The 13,333-nt window shown below is 72.4% G+C and carries 13 protein-coding genes and 2 pseudogenes; 4 read left to right on the top strand and 11 right to left on the bottom strand.

Going from position 1 to position 13,333, the window contains the following annotated elements; translation table 11 throughout:
* Together JS756_RS18620 and JS756_RS18615 are read left to right on the top strand one after the other, a co-directional pair.
* On the top strand, window positions 1-399 hold the full coding sequence (locus JS756_RS18620) for an acyl carrier protein (RefSeq protein WP_205384233.1): 399 nt from the start codon (window positions 1-3) through the stop codon (window positions 397-399).
* Window positions 400-479: 80 nt separating this feature from the next.
* Window positions 480-1,478 (top strand): NAD-dependent epimerase/dehydratase family protein, encoded by a 999-nt coding sequence (locus JS756_RS18615; protein ID WP_240203952.1) that lies wholly within the window; start codon window positions 480-482, stop codon window positions 1,476-1,478.
* Between the two features lie 441 nt (window positions 1,479-1,919).
* Here JS756_RS18615 and JS756_RS18610 read toward each other — a convergent pair whose 3' ends face one another.
* The 6 genes from JS756_RS18610 to JS756_RS18585 form a co-directional block, all read right to left on the bottom strand.
* Window positions 1,920-3,080, bottom strand: coding sequence for a serine hydrolase domain-containing protein (locus JS756_RS18610; RefSeq protein ID WP_205384232.1), 1,161 nt, complete (start codon window positions 3,078-3,080; stop codon window positions 1,920-1,922).
* A 74-nt stretch (window positions 3,081-3,154) separates the two neighbouring features.
* Window positions 3,155-3,613, bottom strand: coding sequence for an organic hydroperoxide resistance protein (locus JS756_RS18605; RefSeq protein ID WP_205384231.1), 459 nt, complete (start codon window positions 3,611-3,613; stop codon window positions 3,155-3,157).
* 411 nt (window positions 3,614-4,024) lie between these two features.
* The gene (locus tag JS756_RS18600) at window positions 4,025-4,459 is read right to left on the bottom strand and encodes a MarR family winged helix-turn-helix transcriptional regulator (protein WP_205384261.1); all 435 of its coding nucleotides are present in this window, start codon (window positions 4,457-4,459) and stop codon (window positions 4,025-4,027) included.
* A gap of 158 nt (window positions 4,460-4,617) precedes the next feature.
* Entirely contained in the window at window positions 4,618-5,376 is a 759-nt protein-coding gene (locus JS756_RS18595) for an energy-coupling factor ABC transporter ATP-binding protein (RefSeq protein ID WP_205384230.1), read from the bottom strand.
* On the bottom strand, window positions 5,364-6,125 hold the full coding sequence (gene cbiQ / locus JS756_RS18590; RefSeq protein ID WP_205384229.1) for a cobalt ECF transporter T component CbiQ: 762 nt from the start codon (window positions 6,123-6,125) through the stop codon (window positions 5,364-5,366). Before cbiQ ends, JS756_RS18595 begins: the two co-directional genes overlap by 13 nt.
* Window position 6,126: 1 nt before the next feature.
* Window positions 6,127-7,191: an energy-coupling factor ABC transporter permease gene (locus tag JS756_RS18585; RefSeq protein WP_205384228.1), complete on the bottom strand. Its 1,065-nt coding sequence runs from the start codon at window positions 7,189-7,191 to the stop codon at window positions 6,127-6,129.
* Window positions 7,192-7,357: 166 nt separating this feature from the next.
* Between JS756_RS18585 and JS756_RS18580 the strand changes: the two genes are divergently transcribed.
* Window positions 7,358-7,687 carry an SsgA family sporulation/cell division regulator gene (locus tag JS756_RS18580; protein ID WP_205384227.1) on the top strand — a complete coding sequence of 110 codons (330 nt, stop codon included), beginning with the start codon at window positions 7,358-7,360 and terminating at the stop codon, window positions 7,685-7,687.
* Between the two features lie 376 nt (window positions 7,688-8,063).
* Here JS756_RS18580 and JS756_RS18575 read toward each other — a convergent pair whose 3' ends face one another.
* Entirely contained in the window at window positions 8,064-9,737 is a 1,674-nt protein-coding gene (locus JS756_RS18575) for a penicillin-binding transpeptidase domain-containing protein (RefSeq protein WP_205384226.1), read from the bottom strand.
* A 109-nt stretch (window positions 9,738-9,846) separates the two neighbouring features.
* Entirely contained in the window at window positions 9,847-11,472 is a 1,626-nt protein-coding gene (locus JS756_RS18570; RefSeq protein WP_205384225.1) for a penicillin-binding transpeptidase domain-containing protein, read from the bottom strand.
* Between the two features lie 236 nt (window positions 11,473-11,708).
* Here JS756_RS18570 and JS756_RS36855 point away from each other — a divergent pair, with 236 nt between their 5' ends.
* Window positions 11,709-12,011 (top strand): DUF6193 family natural product biosynthesis protein, encoded by a 303-nt coding sequence (locus JS756_RS36855; protein WP_240203951.1) that lies wholly within the window; start codon window positions 11,709-11,711, stop codon window positions 12,009-12,011.
* Window positions 12,012-12,024: 13 nt separating this feature from the next.
* Here JS756_RS36855 and JS756_RS36850 read toward each other — a convergent pair.
* From JS756_RS36850 to JS756_RS18560, 3 genes and pseudogenes are all read right to left on the bottom strand, one after another.
* A pseudogene (locus JS756_RS36850) lies at window positions 12,025-12,243 on the bottom strand (LD-carboxypeptidase); the annotation flags it as partial.
* 97 nt (window positions 12,244-12,340) lie between these two features.
* Window positions 12,341-12,787, bottom strand: a complete 447-nt coding sequence (locus tag JS756_RS18565) for a DUF5707 domain-containing protein (RefSeq protein WP_205384224.1) — start codon at window positions 12,785-12,787, stop codon at window positions 12,341-12,343.
* Between the two features lie 223 nt (window positions 12,788-13,010).
* Window positions 13,011-13,282: pseudogene (locus JS756_RS18560) on the bottom strand (IS3 family transposase); the annotation flags it as partial.
* Window positions 13,283-13,333 lie beyond the last annotated feature (51 nt).

Genomic DNA, 13,333 nt, shown 5'->3' with positions numbered 1-13,333 from the left:
GTGTCAGGAACCCCCTCCACACCCGACCTGGGCCGGTTGCGCGAAGCCGAAGGTGCCGACCGCGTGCAGGTCCTCGAGGAATTCCTGAGCCGCGGGCTGTCGACCTATCTCGACATTCCGCCGGCCCACCGCATCCACCGCACCCGGCCGCTGTACACCCAGGGCATCGACTCCCTGTCCGCGCTGGCCTTCCAGCGCCGGCTGGAGGCGGCCCTGCAGATCCCGGTGCCCAGCCACCTGCTGCTCCGTGAGCAGTCCCTGAGCGAACTGGCCACCACGCTTGCGGAGTTGATCGGTCGGACGCCCCGGACTACGTCGGTCTCGGTGGCCCCCGCCCCCGCGCCCGCGGCCTCCGCCGTCGGCCACCGGGCCGCCTTGCCCAGCGGGGCGCTGATGTAGCAGAGTGGCGCAGCGGCGGACCGCGATCGTCCCCGCCGCTGCCCCGACCATCCCTCCCGACGCCCGGTGGAAGGCTGCCGTTGAGCCGCGAACGCATCCTGGTGACCGGTGGCACCGGCTTCATCGGCGCCCACGTCCTGCCTCTGCTGCAGGCGCCCGCGCCCCACGGTCCCCGGCCCGCGGTACGCCTGCTCACCCACCGCCGTCCCGGCCCCGACCAGCCGTCGGCGGACGTGGAGACCGTGCGCGGCGACCTCGCCGACCCGGGCACACTGCACGGCGTGTGCGAGGGCGTCACCACGGTCCTGCACCTGGCGGCCCGCATCGGCGGCACGGAGGAGGAGTGCCGCGCCGTCAACGAGGAGGGAACCCGGGCCCTGCTCGCCGAGGCCGCCCGGTCCGGCGTCCGGCGGGTCGTGCAACTCGGCACGGCCGCCGTCTACGGTGACGGTCCGCACCGCGGCGAACCCGAGGGCGGACCGGCCGAGGCGCCGGTCTCGGCCACCAGCGCCACCCGGCTCGCCGGTGAGCGCCTGGTGCTCTCGGCCGGCGGCACGGTCGTGCGGCCCTACCTCGTCTACGGCGAGGGCGACCGGTGGGTCGTCCCCTCCCTCGCAGTGCTGCTCGGCCAGGTGCCGCGCTGGGTGGACGGCGCCACCGCCCGCATCTCCCTCATCTCGGCGCCCGTGCTGGCCGCCGTCCTCGCGGAACTGGCCCTGAAGTCGGGGGAGCCCGGGGAGCCCCTGCCGGGCGGGGCGAGCGGCGTGCCACCCGGCCGCGTCCTGCACGCCGCGCACCCCGAACCCGTCACCGTCCGCGACCTGGTCACCGCCGTCTGCCGCGCGCTCTCCCTGCCACTGCCCGACGGGGACGTCTCCTTGTCCGAGGCCCGGGCCCGGCTGACCGCCTCCGCCGCCCGACGTCCCCTCGAACTGCTCGCCCACGACCACTGGTACGACAGCAGCCGCCTGTGGTCCACCGTGACGACGCGCCCCGGGCCAGCGTTCACCACCGACTTCCCCGCCTGCGCGCCGTGGTACCGGAAGGCGCTGGCGGATGCGGGGATCGCGCCTCCGTGACGGCGCGCTGAGCGCCGCCCACGACGTGCGGCGTGGCGCGGGGGAGTGCAGAGGAGTGCGGCGCGGCGCACAGCGCGCCGGGTGGTGTGCGGAGAGGCGCGCGCCGGCTCTTCTCAACCAGGGGCCGCCCGTCGGTCACCTTCGCCGCCCCAGGTACCCGCCCCCGAGTGGTGATGGGGGGATGCCTCGCAGGTACGGCGGGCCGGCGGGGCCCCGATGGGGCCGAATGGGGACGGTGGGCCTGCCGGTCAAGCGCAGGAGGTGCGGCCGAGCCGGAACCGAGCGCGGGCGCGCGAGTCGCTCGCGCCGGACGCGTGCCGTGCGCGCTGGAGCGCGCACGCGGAGGCTTGAAGGGCTCCGGCGCGCGCTGCGCACGCGAGGACGTCGGAGCAACCTGAGGGCGCGCCCGCCGGGTGTGCGAGCCGCGTCGCGCGCCGGCCCCTAGACGTCCAGCCCCTGCCGCACCGCCCGCACCAGTGCCTGCGCCCTCGGGTCCGCCGTCACGGAGGTGCGGAAGCCGTTGGTCACGTAGCCGAACGCGATGCCGCTGTCGGGGTCCGCGAAGCCGAGGGCTCCGCCGCGGCCCGGGTGACCGAAGGAACTCGGACCCAGCAGCGGTGAGGTGCTGCCGTGCAGCATCCAGCCGGGACCGAACCGCGTTGCGACGAGCAGGACGCGGTCCGCGCCCGCCGACTGCTCGGCGCGTGCCAGCAACCCCGTCTCCGGGGTGAACAGCCGCCGCCCTCCGTCGACGTCGCCGATGAGCGACGCGTAGACACGGGCGAGGCCGTCGGCCGTCGCGATTCCGTTGGACGCGGGCAGGGCGGCGGCCCGGTATGCGGGGTCGTTCTCGTCGGGCAGCGGTGTGATGGCGGCGAAGGCGCGGCGGGTGAGGGAGTCCGGGTCGGCGTAGGCCTCGGCGACCGCCCGCTTGGGGCGGGTCTTCAGCCCGCCGCTCTCGGGGGCCGGGATCGGGCCGACGCGTCCCACGCGTGCCCGCGCGTCCGGTGGGAGCCCGAGCCAGAAGTCGGCGCCGGCCGGAGCGGCGATCTCGGCGGCCACGAACTCCCCGACCGGGCGCCCGGCGACCCGCCGTACCAACTCGCCCGTCAGCCAGCTGTAGGTCTGCGCGTGGTAGCCGTGCGCGGTCCCCGGCTCCCAGGCCGGTGCCTGTGCCGCGACCGCCTCCGCGCCGAGGACCGGGTCGGCGGCCTCGGCGGGCGTGAGCGGGCGGTCCAGAGCCGGTACGCCGGCCCGGTGTGCGAGCAGGTGCCGCACCAGGGTCCGCTCCTTGCCGGCCTCCTTGAACTCCGGCCAGTAGTCGCCCACCGGCGCGTCCAGGTCCAGCTCCCCGCGCTGGTGCAGCAGCAGGACCGCAGCGGCGGCGACGCCCTTGGTCGCCGAGCGCACGATCTGCGCGGTACCGCGCTCCCAGGGCGCCGTGCCGTCCACGTCCCTGGTGCCGCCCCACAGGTCGACGACCCGGTGCCCGTCCCGGTACACGGCGACGGCCGCGCCGCGGTCGCCGAGCACCTCGAAGTTCCGGACGAAGGCATCCCTGACCGGTTCGAAGCCCTCGGCCACTGCGCCGTGCACGTCCACGCCCGCACTTCCCTCCGAATCGCCTGCGACTGTGCGGGCAACACCGTAGCCGGGCCTGTGATTCCCTGGCCCGGCTACCCCAGCACGATCGTCACGTCGATGTTGTCGCGGGTGGCGTTCGAGTACGGGCACACCTCGTGCGCCGCATCCACCAGCTGCCCGGCCGTCTCCCCGTCCAGCACCGGCAGGGAGACGCTGAGCGCGACGGCCAGACCGTAGCCCCGGTTCCGGTTGGGACCGAGACCGACCTTCGCGGCCACGGTGGAGCCGGTCAGGTCGTAACCCGCGCGGTTGCCGACCAGGATCAGCGCGTTGTGGAAGCAGGAGGCGTAGCCGGCTGCGAACAACTGCTCCGGGTTGGTGCCGTTGCCGTCGCCGCCGAGTTCCGGCGGCATGGCGACCCTCAGTTCCAGCTGCCCGTCGTGGCTGGTGACGTAGCCGTCCCGACCGCCGTGCGCGGTCGCCTCGGCGACGTACATGATCTTGGTCGGGCGGGTGTCGGGGCCGGTCTCGGCGGCCGCGCCGTCAGTCATGGTGGGGCTCTCCCGGAAAGAGTGCGCACAAAATTATCGTGCACAAGGTACTGGCCGGTCGGTCAGCTGGACAGTCCAGGGGGTGTGACCTCGGGTAACTCGCGCCGTCCGGTCCGGGAGTCCGTTCGGCGGGTCCCGCCTGGCAACGCGCAGGGGCGTGCCGGAGGATGCTGCTGACACCCAGGACACGACGCCTCGGTCAGGAGCTACAGGGCATGCACAGCAGTCACCACCAGCGCGCACGGCGCACACTCCGGGGCCGCGCGCAGTGGCTGCTCCTGCTGGCGGCCTCCGTGCTCGCCGGTGCCGTCGGCTCCGCCGCGGCGCGCACCGCCCCCGCGCCCGGCGTGGCCCGGAGCGGGGGGCGCCCGGGGAGTACCCGCGCGCCCGAGGCGTGGGGCGCACGCGTCGTCACGACGAGCCGCTGCCCGTCCCGTCCGCCTGCTGTGCGAGCCTCCACAGCTCCTCGCGCAGCCGCACGACGTCCTGAGCGCTGAGCCCCGTTGCCGTGAACAGGGCGCCGGGTACGCGCGCCGCGCGCTCTTTCAGTTCCTCCGCGCGCCCCGTGCACGCCACCAGCACCGAGCGCTCGTCGCGCGTCGCGCGCTCCCGACGCACCATCCCCGCCGACTCCATCCGCTTCAGCAGCGGCGACACCGTGCCGTAGTCGAGCCGTAGCGCGCCGGCCAGCTCCTTCACCGTGATCTCGCCGCGCTCCCACAGCACGAGCAGGACGAGGTACTGCGGATAGGTGAGGCCCAGCTCCTCCAGGAGCGGGCGATAGGCGGCCGTCACCGCGCGCTGGGCGGCGTACAGCGCGAAGCACAGCTGGTCGTCCAGCCGCAGCGACCCCGCGTCCGCGTCCGGCCCGTGCGCCCCCTGGGCCTTCGCGGCCCACTCGGCCTCCGCGGCCCTCGCGTCGGCCGCCCGCCCGGCCTTGTCCGAGCCCTGGTCCGGGCTCCCGGACTTCTCCGCCCTCCCGGCTCCCTCTTCCTCCAGTTGCGTCACGCGCCCATTGTCACGGAGCGCGGGTCGAAGCCGAAGGGCAGTTCCAGACGGTGGGCCCGCATGAGCGCGTCGTCGGCGAGCAGATCGGCGGTGGGTCCGTCCGCCGCGATCACGCCGTCGCTGAGGATCAGCGAGCGCGGGCACAGTTCCAGGGCGTAGGGCAGGTCATGGGTGACCATCAGCACGGTGACGTCCAGCGAGCGCAGGATGTCGGCGAGCTCGCGGCGGGAGGCCGGGTCGAGGTTGGAGGACGGCTCGTCCAGGACGAGGATCTCCGGCTCCATCGCCAGTACCGTCGCCACCGCCACCCGGCGGCGCTGCCCGAACGACAGGTGGTGCGGCGGGCGGTCCTTGAACGCTCCCATGCCGACCTGGGCGAGAGCCCGGTCCACCCGCTCCTCCAGCTCCGGCCCCCTGAGTCCCGCGGCCGCCGGCCCGAACGCGACGTCCTCGCGGACCGTCGGCATGAACAGCTGGTCGTCGGGGTCCTGGAAGACGATGCCGACCTTGCGCCGGATCTCCGCCATGTTCCGCCTGTTCACCGGCAGCCCGGCCACCGTCACCGTGCCCGCGCCGCCGGAGAGGATCCCGTTCAGGTGCAGGACGAGGGTGGTCTTGCCGGCGCCGTTCGGGCCGAGCAGCGCGACACGTTCGCCGCGCCCGATGCCGAAGTCCACGCCGAACAGCGCCTGGTGCCCGTCGGGGTAGGCGAAGGCCAGACCGGCCACTTCCAGAGAGGGTGTCACAGGAACCATCCCAGCAGACAGACGACCAGAGCCGCGAACGGCAGGGCGAACGCGTACGACCACTGCGCGCGCGTGGCGGTCACCTCGTCGATCACCGGCATCGTGCCGGTGTACCCACGGCTGACCATGGCCAGGTGCACGCGCTCCCCGCGCTCGTAGGAGCGGATGAACAGCGCACCGGCGGACTTCGCGAGCACGCCCCAGTGGCGCACGCCGCGCGCCTCGAAGCCGCGTGACTCACGCGCGATGCGCATGCGCCGCATCTCGTCGGTGATGACGTCGCCGTAGCGGATCATGAAGGACGCGATCTGCACGAGCAGTGGCGGCAGCTTCAGACGCTGGAGCCCGAGCAGCAGCTCGCGCAGTTCGGTGGTGGAGGCCAGCAGCACGGAGGCGGCGACGCCGAGGGTGCCCTTGGCCAGCACGTTCCAGGCGCCCCACAGGCCGTTCACGCTCAGCGACAGCCCCAGGACGTCCACTCGCCCGCCCTCCGCCACGAACGGCATGAGCACCGCGAACGCGACGAACGGCACCTCGATCAGCAGCCGCTTGAGCAGGAAGCCGACCGGTACGCGGGCGTAGCGGGCGACGACGCCCAGCAGGACGGCGTAGAGGCCGAACGCCCACATCGCCTCCCTCGGCGTGGAGACCACCACGACGACGAAGGTGAACACGGCGGCCAGCTTGGTGTGCGGTGGCAGTCCGTGCACCGGCGAGTGGCCGTGCCGGTAGAGCCGGTGCGCGTGCCCGGCGCCCATCTCAGACGTTCTCCACGGCGGTGGAGGCGGGCGACACCTCGCGCATGCGCCGCCTGCGCACCGTCCAGAACACCGCGCTGCCCGCCACCGCCGTCGCGCCCACGCCGATCACGCCGGCGAGCCCGCCGGACAGGCGCGCGTCGGCGACGTCCTTCACGCCGTAGTCGGCGAGCGGGGAGTCCGCTGCGGCATGCCCTGCGGCCTTCTTGTCGAGGCCGTGGTCGGCGGCGACCTTCTCCAGGCCGTCGGGGCTGGAGGAGGCGTAGAAGCTCACGAAACCGGCGAGCACGAGCGAGGTGGCCAGACCGGTGAGCCACAGCGTGCGCCGCGAAGTGCGTGCTGCGACGGGCGCCGTGCGCGCCCCCGTCGATGCGGGCGCGTCCACGAGTACGCCGTTCACGCGCAGCTTCAGGCGCTGCTGCAGGCCGCGCGCGCCGTACACGAGATCGGGGCGCACGGCGATCACGGCGCTCACCGTCAATGCCGTGATCGCGGCCTCGCCGAGGCCGATCAGCACGTGCACGCCGATCATTGCGGTGGCGACCTTGTCGAGGGAGACGTCGGTGGTGCCGCCGACGGCGTAGATCAGGGTGAAGGCGACCGCGGCCGCGGGCACCGAGACGAGGGCGGCGGTGAAGGAGGCCACGGACATGGACCGGCGCGAGCGCGGGAGCACCTTCACCAGCAGGCGGAAGACGGCGTACGAGGCGACCGTCGTCACGATCGCCATGTCGGTGATGTTCACGCCGAGCGCGGTCAGCCCGCCGTCGGCGAAGAGGATGCCCTGCACGAGCAGGACGACCGAGACGCACAGGACGCCGGTGAAGGGACCGACGAGGATCGCCGCGAGCGCCCCGCCCAGCAGGTGTCCGCTGGTCCCGGCGGCCACCGGGAAGTTCAGCATCTGCACCGCGAAGACGAACGCCGCGACCAGCCCGGCCAAGGGCGCCGTTCTCTCGTCCAGTTCCCGCCGTGCGCCGCGCAGGCTCACGGCGATGGCGGAGGCGGCGACCACTCCGGTCGCCGCGGAGACGGGGGCGTCGATGAATCCGTCAGGCACATGCACCGTTCGATGATAGTCGCTTAATGCGAATGAGTTGCAAGAGCGAGCTGCTCGTCACCGTGGTGGGAGATGTCACGGCACGACGGGCGCGTTCCGGGAAATGTGCGACATTGGAGAGGAAGCGGATGCACAGCTTTCGCGCAGGCCACTCAGGGTAAGGGGCCGGACGATGTCTGTAGTCGAACAGTACGCGCGAGCCCACATCGTCACGGACGACTTCGAGGAGGAATCGTCGGCCGTACCGGTCGTACTCAAATACGACCCCGACGATCCCCGCTCCATCCGCGTCGGCCTTCCCGGACCCCATGAATGGACCGTCGCCCGCACGCTGCTGGAACAGGGGCTTCGCGCCCCGGTCGGTACCGGCTCCGTCCGGGTGTGGCCGTGCGGCCGTGTCCAGGCCGTCGTGGAGTTCCACTCCGCGCAGGGCGTCTCCGTCGTGCAGTTCGAGTCGAAGGCCCTCCTGCGCTTCCTGCGCCGGACCTACCTGGCCGCCTAGACGCGCACGGCCGCGGCACCGGCACCGGACTCCCGACCGGCCTCCCGCGCTGTGGAGCCCCGGCCGCATCCCGGCGTCCGCCCGGTATGCGGCCGTCTTGTATCCGTCCGCTCGGTACGCGTCCGCCCCGGGCGGGGAGGCACGCTCTTGGCCTGCCTCGCGACGCTCGCCCGTCCGCCTCGGGGCCCTGGCCCGTCGTCTCCGGCGCGGGTCGTCCGCCCCGGCCGCCATGACCTTTCGCCTCGGGCGCAGATCGTCCCCCCAAGGGCCCGTCCCCGCTGTCTGGGGCGTCGGCCTCGGGTGAGGCTCGGCGCGCCCGTCCGGTCTCCCGCTTCCCCGTCCGAGCGGCGGACCGGCGGTCTCCCCGCCGGTCCGCTCAGCCGCCCATCCGCAGCAGCGACGCGACGATCGGTCCGGCCGTGTCGCCGCCGTGGCCGCCCGCCTGCACCACGCCGGCAGCGGCGAGATCGCCCCGGTAGGCCGTGAACCAGCCGTCGGGCTTCTCCTGCCCGCCGACCTCCGCGGAGCCGGTCTTGGCGCCGTAGTCGGGACCGAGCCCGCGCATGGCCTGGGCGGCCGTGCCGTAGGACGCCGTGAACTGCATCATCTCGCGCAGCTGCGCCAGCGTGGACGGAGACAGGGACCGCGAGGCGGTGGCCAGCGTGCGGTGGTCGACGTCGGGGGAGACCAGGTAAGGCTGGTGGAAGACGCCGGACTTCACCGTCGCCGCCACCGACGCCATGTTCAGCGGGTTCATCCGCACCCCGCCCTGCCCGATCAGCGAGGCCGCCATCGGTGCCGCCGACTGCACCGGCACCGAACCGTCGAACGACGGCACGCCGATCGCCCAGTCGTCCATCGACAGGCCGAACACCTGCTGCGCCTGCCGGGTCAGGTCGCCGTTGTCGAGCTCCGGGGCCTGGCTGATGAAGGCGGTGTTGCAGGAGCGCGCGAAGCTCGCCTTGAGCGTGCCGCCCTTGATCTCGAAGTCGTCGTCGTTGTGGAACTTCCAGCCGCCGTAGGTGAACGTCTTCGGGCACGGGTGCCGCTTGTCCGCCGACCCCAGCCCCTTCTCGATCAGCATCGACGACGTGATGATCTTCATGGTGGAGCCGGGCGCGAGCATGCCCTGGAACCCGACGTTGAAGCCGTGGCCGCTGTTCGCCACCGCGAGGATCTCACCCGTCGAAGGGCGGACCATCACCACCGACGCCTTGGACCACTTCGCGACCTGCTGCTCGGCCGCCGCCTGGTAGACCGGGCTCAGCGTGGTCTGCACCGTGCCCGGCGTGCCCTTGCTCAGCACCAGCAGTGTCTTGTCGGAGAGCTTCTTCGCCTTCGCGTCCTTGCCGCGGACCACGCGCAGTTCGACGCCGGCCTTGCCGCCGGCCTTCTTGCCGTACTTCTCGCGCAGCCCGTCCAGCACGGTGCCCAGGGACGGGTACTTGGCAGCCGTGATCTCACCGCCGTGCCGGTCCAGCGCCTTCACCGGCGGGTTGCCGGACTCACCGGTGACGAGGGTGTCGCCGTCCTGCAGGTCCGGGTGGACCACGGCGGCGTGCCAGTCGACGACCGGCTCGCCGTCCCCGATACGCCGGACGACGGTCAGCGCGCTGCTGTAGGAGAGCGGCTCGGCGGCCCCGCCGAAACGCACCGTGCCCTTCACCGAGAACGGCACCCTGCCGCCCGTCGGCGTGCCCGCCGTGAACGTCGCCTTCTCGATGTGGGCGTCCTTGGTGAACCCCGTCAGCAGGGCGGTGGCGGCCTGCGGATCGTCGGTCACGGACGCCGCCTCGGGAAGGCGACCCTGCTGCCAGGCGGTCAGGAACGTCTGCGCGGCCGTGGTGACCTCCGCCGCGGACAGCGGGCCGGTCCTGGCGGCCTTCGCGTGGCCGGCGGACGTGGTGGACGTACGGTCGTCGGCCGAGGCACCGCCGCCGTACAGCGCGTACGCGCCGACGCCGGCGCCACCGACCACCACCGCGAGCACGCCGCCCACCACGGCCGGCCCGGTTCTCCGTCGCTGATCGACGCGTCGTCTCTTGCCCACTGCCACCGTTCCTTCGCATTCCCCGGTGCCCCCACGCCTCGGGGGGTCTCGTCGCCCTCACGCACCCCAACGACGGCGACCAGCCTAGGGTCCCGTCCCCGGAGGGATGTCAGCCCCCGGCCCGCAGCACTGCCGCGACGACCGGACCGGCCGCGTCGCTGCCGTGACCGCCGTGCTGGACCATGGCCGCGGCGGCGACGTCGTCGCGGTAGCCGGCGAACCAGCTGTCGGACCGCGCCGCTCCGTCGACCTCGGCCGAACCGGTCTTGGCGCCGATCGTCCCGCGCAGCCCGGACATGGCACCGGCCGCGGTGCCGCCGGTCGCGGTGCGGTGCATCATGCTGCGCAGCTGCTGCACCGTGCTCGAGGACAGTCCGCGCGCGTGTGCCAGTTCCCGGCCGTCGAGGCTCTGCGGCACGATCACCGGCTGGTGGAAGGCGCCCGTCATCGCGGTCGCCGTCACCGACGCCATGTTGAGCGGACTCATCTGCACCTGCCCCTGGCCGATCAGCGCGGCGGCCTTGTCGGGACCGCTGACGGCCGGGACCTTGCCGTCGAAGGACGCGATGCCGGTCTGCCAGTTGTTCCGGCCGAGGCCGAAACGGTCGGTCGCCTCCCGGGTGAGCGAGTCGTCGTCCAGGTTGTCCACGTACTTGATGAAAGCCGTGTTGCAGGAGCGGGCGAAGCTCTGCGACAGCGTCGCGCCCTCGTCCGTCATCTCCCGGTAGTTGCGGAAGGTCTGCCCCTCCCACAGCGCGTCCTCGGTGCACGGTGCGGGACCGTTGGCACTGGTCAGCCCCTTGTCGATGAGCGTGGCCGCACTGATGATCTTCATGGTGGAGCCGGGGGCCACCGTCCCCGAGAACGCGGCGTTGAAACCGTCCTCGCGATGGTTGGCGACCGCCAGTACCTCACCGGTGCTCGCCTTGACGGCCACCACAGACGACTGGGGGTACTTCTGCACCGCGCGCTCGGCGGCCGCCTGCACGGAAGCGCTCAGCGTCGTGCGCAGCTCGCCGGCCTTGCCCTCGGCGAGGGTGAGCACCGTGGTGTCGGCGGTGTCCGGGTCCGAGTGGCGGATCGCCAGCTCGACGCCGGGCGTGCCGCCGGCCGCGTCGCCGTACTTCGCGCGCAACTGGTCCAGGATCGCGCCGAGCGAGGGGTACTTGTCCTTCGTCAGCACCGTGCCGTTGCGGTCCACGGCCTCGATCGGCGGGGCGGCCGAGGCGCCGGTGACCAGCGTGTCGCCCATGTTCTTCAGGTCCGGGTGCACCACGGACGGCCGCCAGTCCACCAGCGGCCGCCCGGTGGTGACCCCGCGGACGACGTTCAGGCTGCTGGAGTAGTCGAGAGGCTCGGACTTCCCCTCGTACGACACCGTCGCCTTCACGGTGAACGGCACCGTGGCGCCGTTCACCGCCCCCGGTGTGATCGTCACGTCCTTGATGTGGGCGCTGTCGCGGTACGACGTCAGCAGGGGCTCCGCCATGGCGGCGTTGTCCGTGTACGACGCCGCCCGGGTCGCCTCCCCCTTCTCCCACGCCGTGAAGAAGGCCTTCGTGGTCTCCTTCACCTCGTCGGCGCTCGGCGGTCCGGTTCTCACCGGCGCGGGGCCGCTCGCCCCGCTGCCGCCGCCGTTGAGTGCGGACACGAAGTTGTACGCCCCGTAGCCGGCACCGCCCACCATCGCGGTGAACACCGTGCCGACTATCGCGGCCTTCGCTCCCTTGCGCATGACGCGCTTCCTCCCCGTTTTCCCCGTCGGTCGTCTCCCCCGTGGGCCGCGGTCTCCCGCCGGCCACTGCCTTCGCACTGTAGGTGGCGGGCGGGAGAACCGTGAGGAAGGTTGCCCTTTGGTGTCCGAACGGAGATCACCACAACGGGTCGAAACGGATCAGACCCGGGTGTCCAGCCGCATTCGGGACCGCCACCGGCCAAGAGTGGTCGTGCCTGGTTCGCGAGACCGATCTGATGATCGCTGCGTCAGCATTAAAGTCATGGTCATGTCAACCGATCGCGGCATGCGTCGAACCGGCACTGCGGGGGCTCTACCCGTTCACGAGCCAGTGGACGCTGCGATTCTCCACCAGTACTCGCCCTCGCCTCACGGTTGTTCCGCTGTGCTCGGACGCGCATCGGGACAACCGCTACACCCTCAGCGCCGGCCTCATGGGTGAGGTCCTTGCCGACACGATCACGGTGGCGGACGCCGTGTCGGCAGCCGTGTGCCCTCCGCCCTCCGGCCTTGGGCCTGTCACTTCTGGCGCCGCTTGAGAAGTGCCTCGTCTCGGATGGAAGGATCAAGGCTCGCGCGGTCAGTGGCCGAAGCACTGACGCGCCCGGAGCCGTCCATGCACCGGCCGATGACGACCTCGTACCCGCAGTCCTGAACGTCACGAACGGCGATATCGAGGCGCTCATGCAGTTCCTTCGCAACCCCGCTCGACGGAGACGAAACACCAACACGGTCACCGGGACACAGGGGGGACGGGTATCGAAAAGCCATGCGCTGCACTTTGACATGGTGCCGCGTCTTGAAGACACCGACTTCTATGCGCCCCAAACGGTCCAGATACCGTTCACCAGGATCAAAAACACCTTGGTCAGACGGTGGAGAAGGCTGCCGCCCGGGGCACGAACGCCGTGTCGCCGTCCTTCGCGGTGACCAGGACCGCGATGTGCCAGACACCCCCGGGCGACCCGGCCGCGTCGGCACCGGTGACGGGGACGGCGTAGCGGCACGTGGCAGCCCCGTCGCCGGCCGGAGCACATGCGGCGGACTCGACGGCGGCCATCTCCTTCACCGCCGGGGCCGGCTTCATGCTGTCGGGCCAGGCGAGCACCTTGACACTGCGGACACCGGAGTCGTCCGACGCCCGGGCCGTGAAGGCGAGCGAGCCGTCGCGGCCCGCGTCCGGGGCCTCGTACACCGCGGTGGCGCCCCGCAGTGCGGGGCCGGACTCGGACGCCCGGGCCACGAACGCGTAGGCGCCTGCCGCTCCGAGAACGGTGGCACCGGCGAGCGAGGAGACGATGATGCGCCTGGACATGAGAGAACCCCCGAAGAGACAGTCGGTCGGCCGTGGTTCGCGGCGACGACTCCATGGTCGTCCGGCAACCGTCCCCCAGACCTGAGCACTCCTACTCACACGACCTACTCAGCCGGCCGAGTTCGCGTGAGCCCAGCACTCCATCCGGACGGCGCACGATGCCCTCTGCCGGGCCCCGGCCGCCGGTACCCCGCCCGCAGAGGGGCAGCGGCGGCGACACCGCCAGCGCGGCGACCATGAGGCGGGACTTCATCCGGGCGTCGATGGAACGGCCCACGATGCGGCCGGAGTACACGTCCTTGACGGCGCACAGATACAGCTTGCCCTCGCCGGTCGCGTGCTCGTGGTGTCCGTGAGCCACAACCGGTTCGGCCCGTCCGCGGTGAAGTTCCGGCGCACCAGGTCATCGTGGACCGGCGGCCCGGCCTTGGTGTTCCTGCCGCGGACCCTTCGCTTGCCGAAGGCGCTCCACCAGCCGTTGTCCCGGCAGATCCGCCAGGCGGTCCGCCCGGCCATCGCCTCACCGGCGGCGCGGGCCTGTGCGAG

The organism is Streptomyces actuosus (assembly GCF_016921115.1).
In the GTDB taxonomy this organism is placed as follows: Bacteria; Actinomycetota; Actinomycetes; order Streptomycetales; family Streptomycetaceae; genus Streptomyces; species Streptomyces actuosus_A.
This window is presented reverse-complemented; position numbering and strand designations above follow the sequence as displayed.

Excerpts from the sequence above, each read along its gene's own strand:
- JS756_RS18605 (WP_205384231.1), bottom strand. The coding sequence starts at position 3,613 with ATGACTGACGGCGCGGCCGCCGAGACCGGCCCCGACACCCGCCCGACC.
- JS756_RS18595 (WP_205384230.1), bottom strand. The coding sequence starts at position 5,376 with ATGGTTCCTGTGACACCCTCTCTGGAAGTGGCCGGTCTGGCCTTCGCC.
- cbiQ (WP_205384229.1), bottom strand. The coding sequence starts at position 6,125 with ATGGGCGCCGGGCACGCGCACCGGCTCTACCGGCACGGCCACTCGCCG.
- JS756_RS18580 (WP_205384227.1), top strand. The coding sequence starts at position 7,358 with ATGTCTGTAGTCGAACAGTACGCGCGAGCCCACATCGTCACGGACGAC.
- JS756_RS18570 (WP_205384225.1), bottom strand. The coding sequence starts at position 11,472 with ATGCGCAAGGGAGCGAAGGCCGCGATAGTCGGCACGGTGTTCACCGCG.
- JS756_RS36855 (WP_240203951.1), top strand. The coding sequence starts at position 11,709 with ATGATCGCTGCGTCAGCATTAAAGTCATGGTCATGTCAACCGATCGCG.
- JS756_RS18565 (WP_205384224.1), bottom strand. The coding sequence starts at position 12,787 with ATGTCCAGGCGCATCATCGTCTCCTCGCTCGCCGGTGCCACCGTTCTC.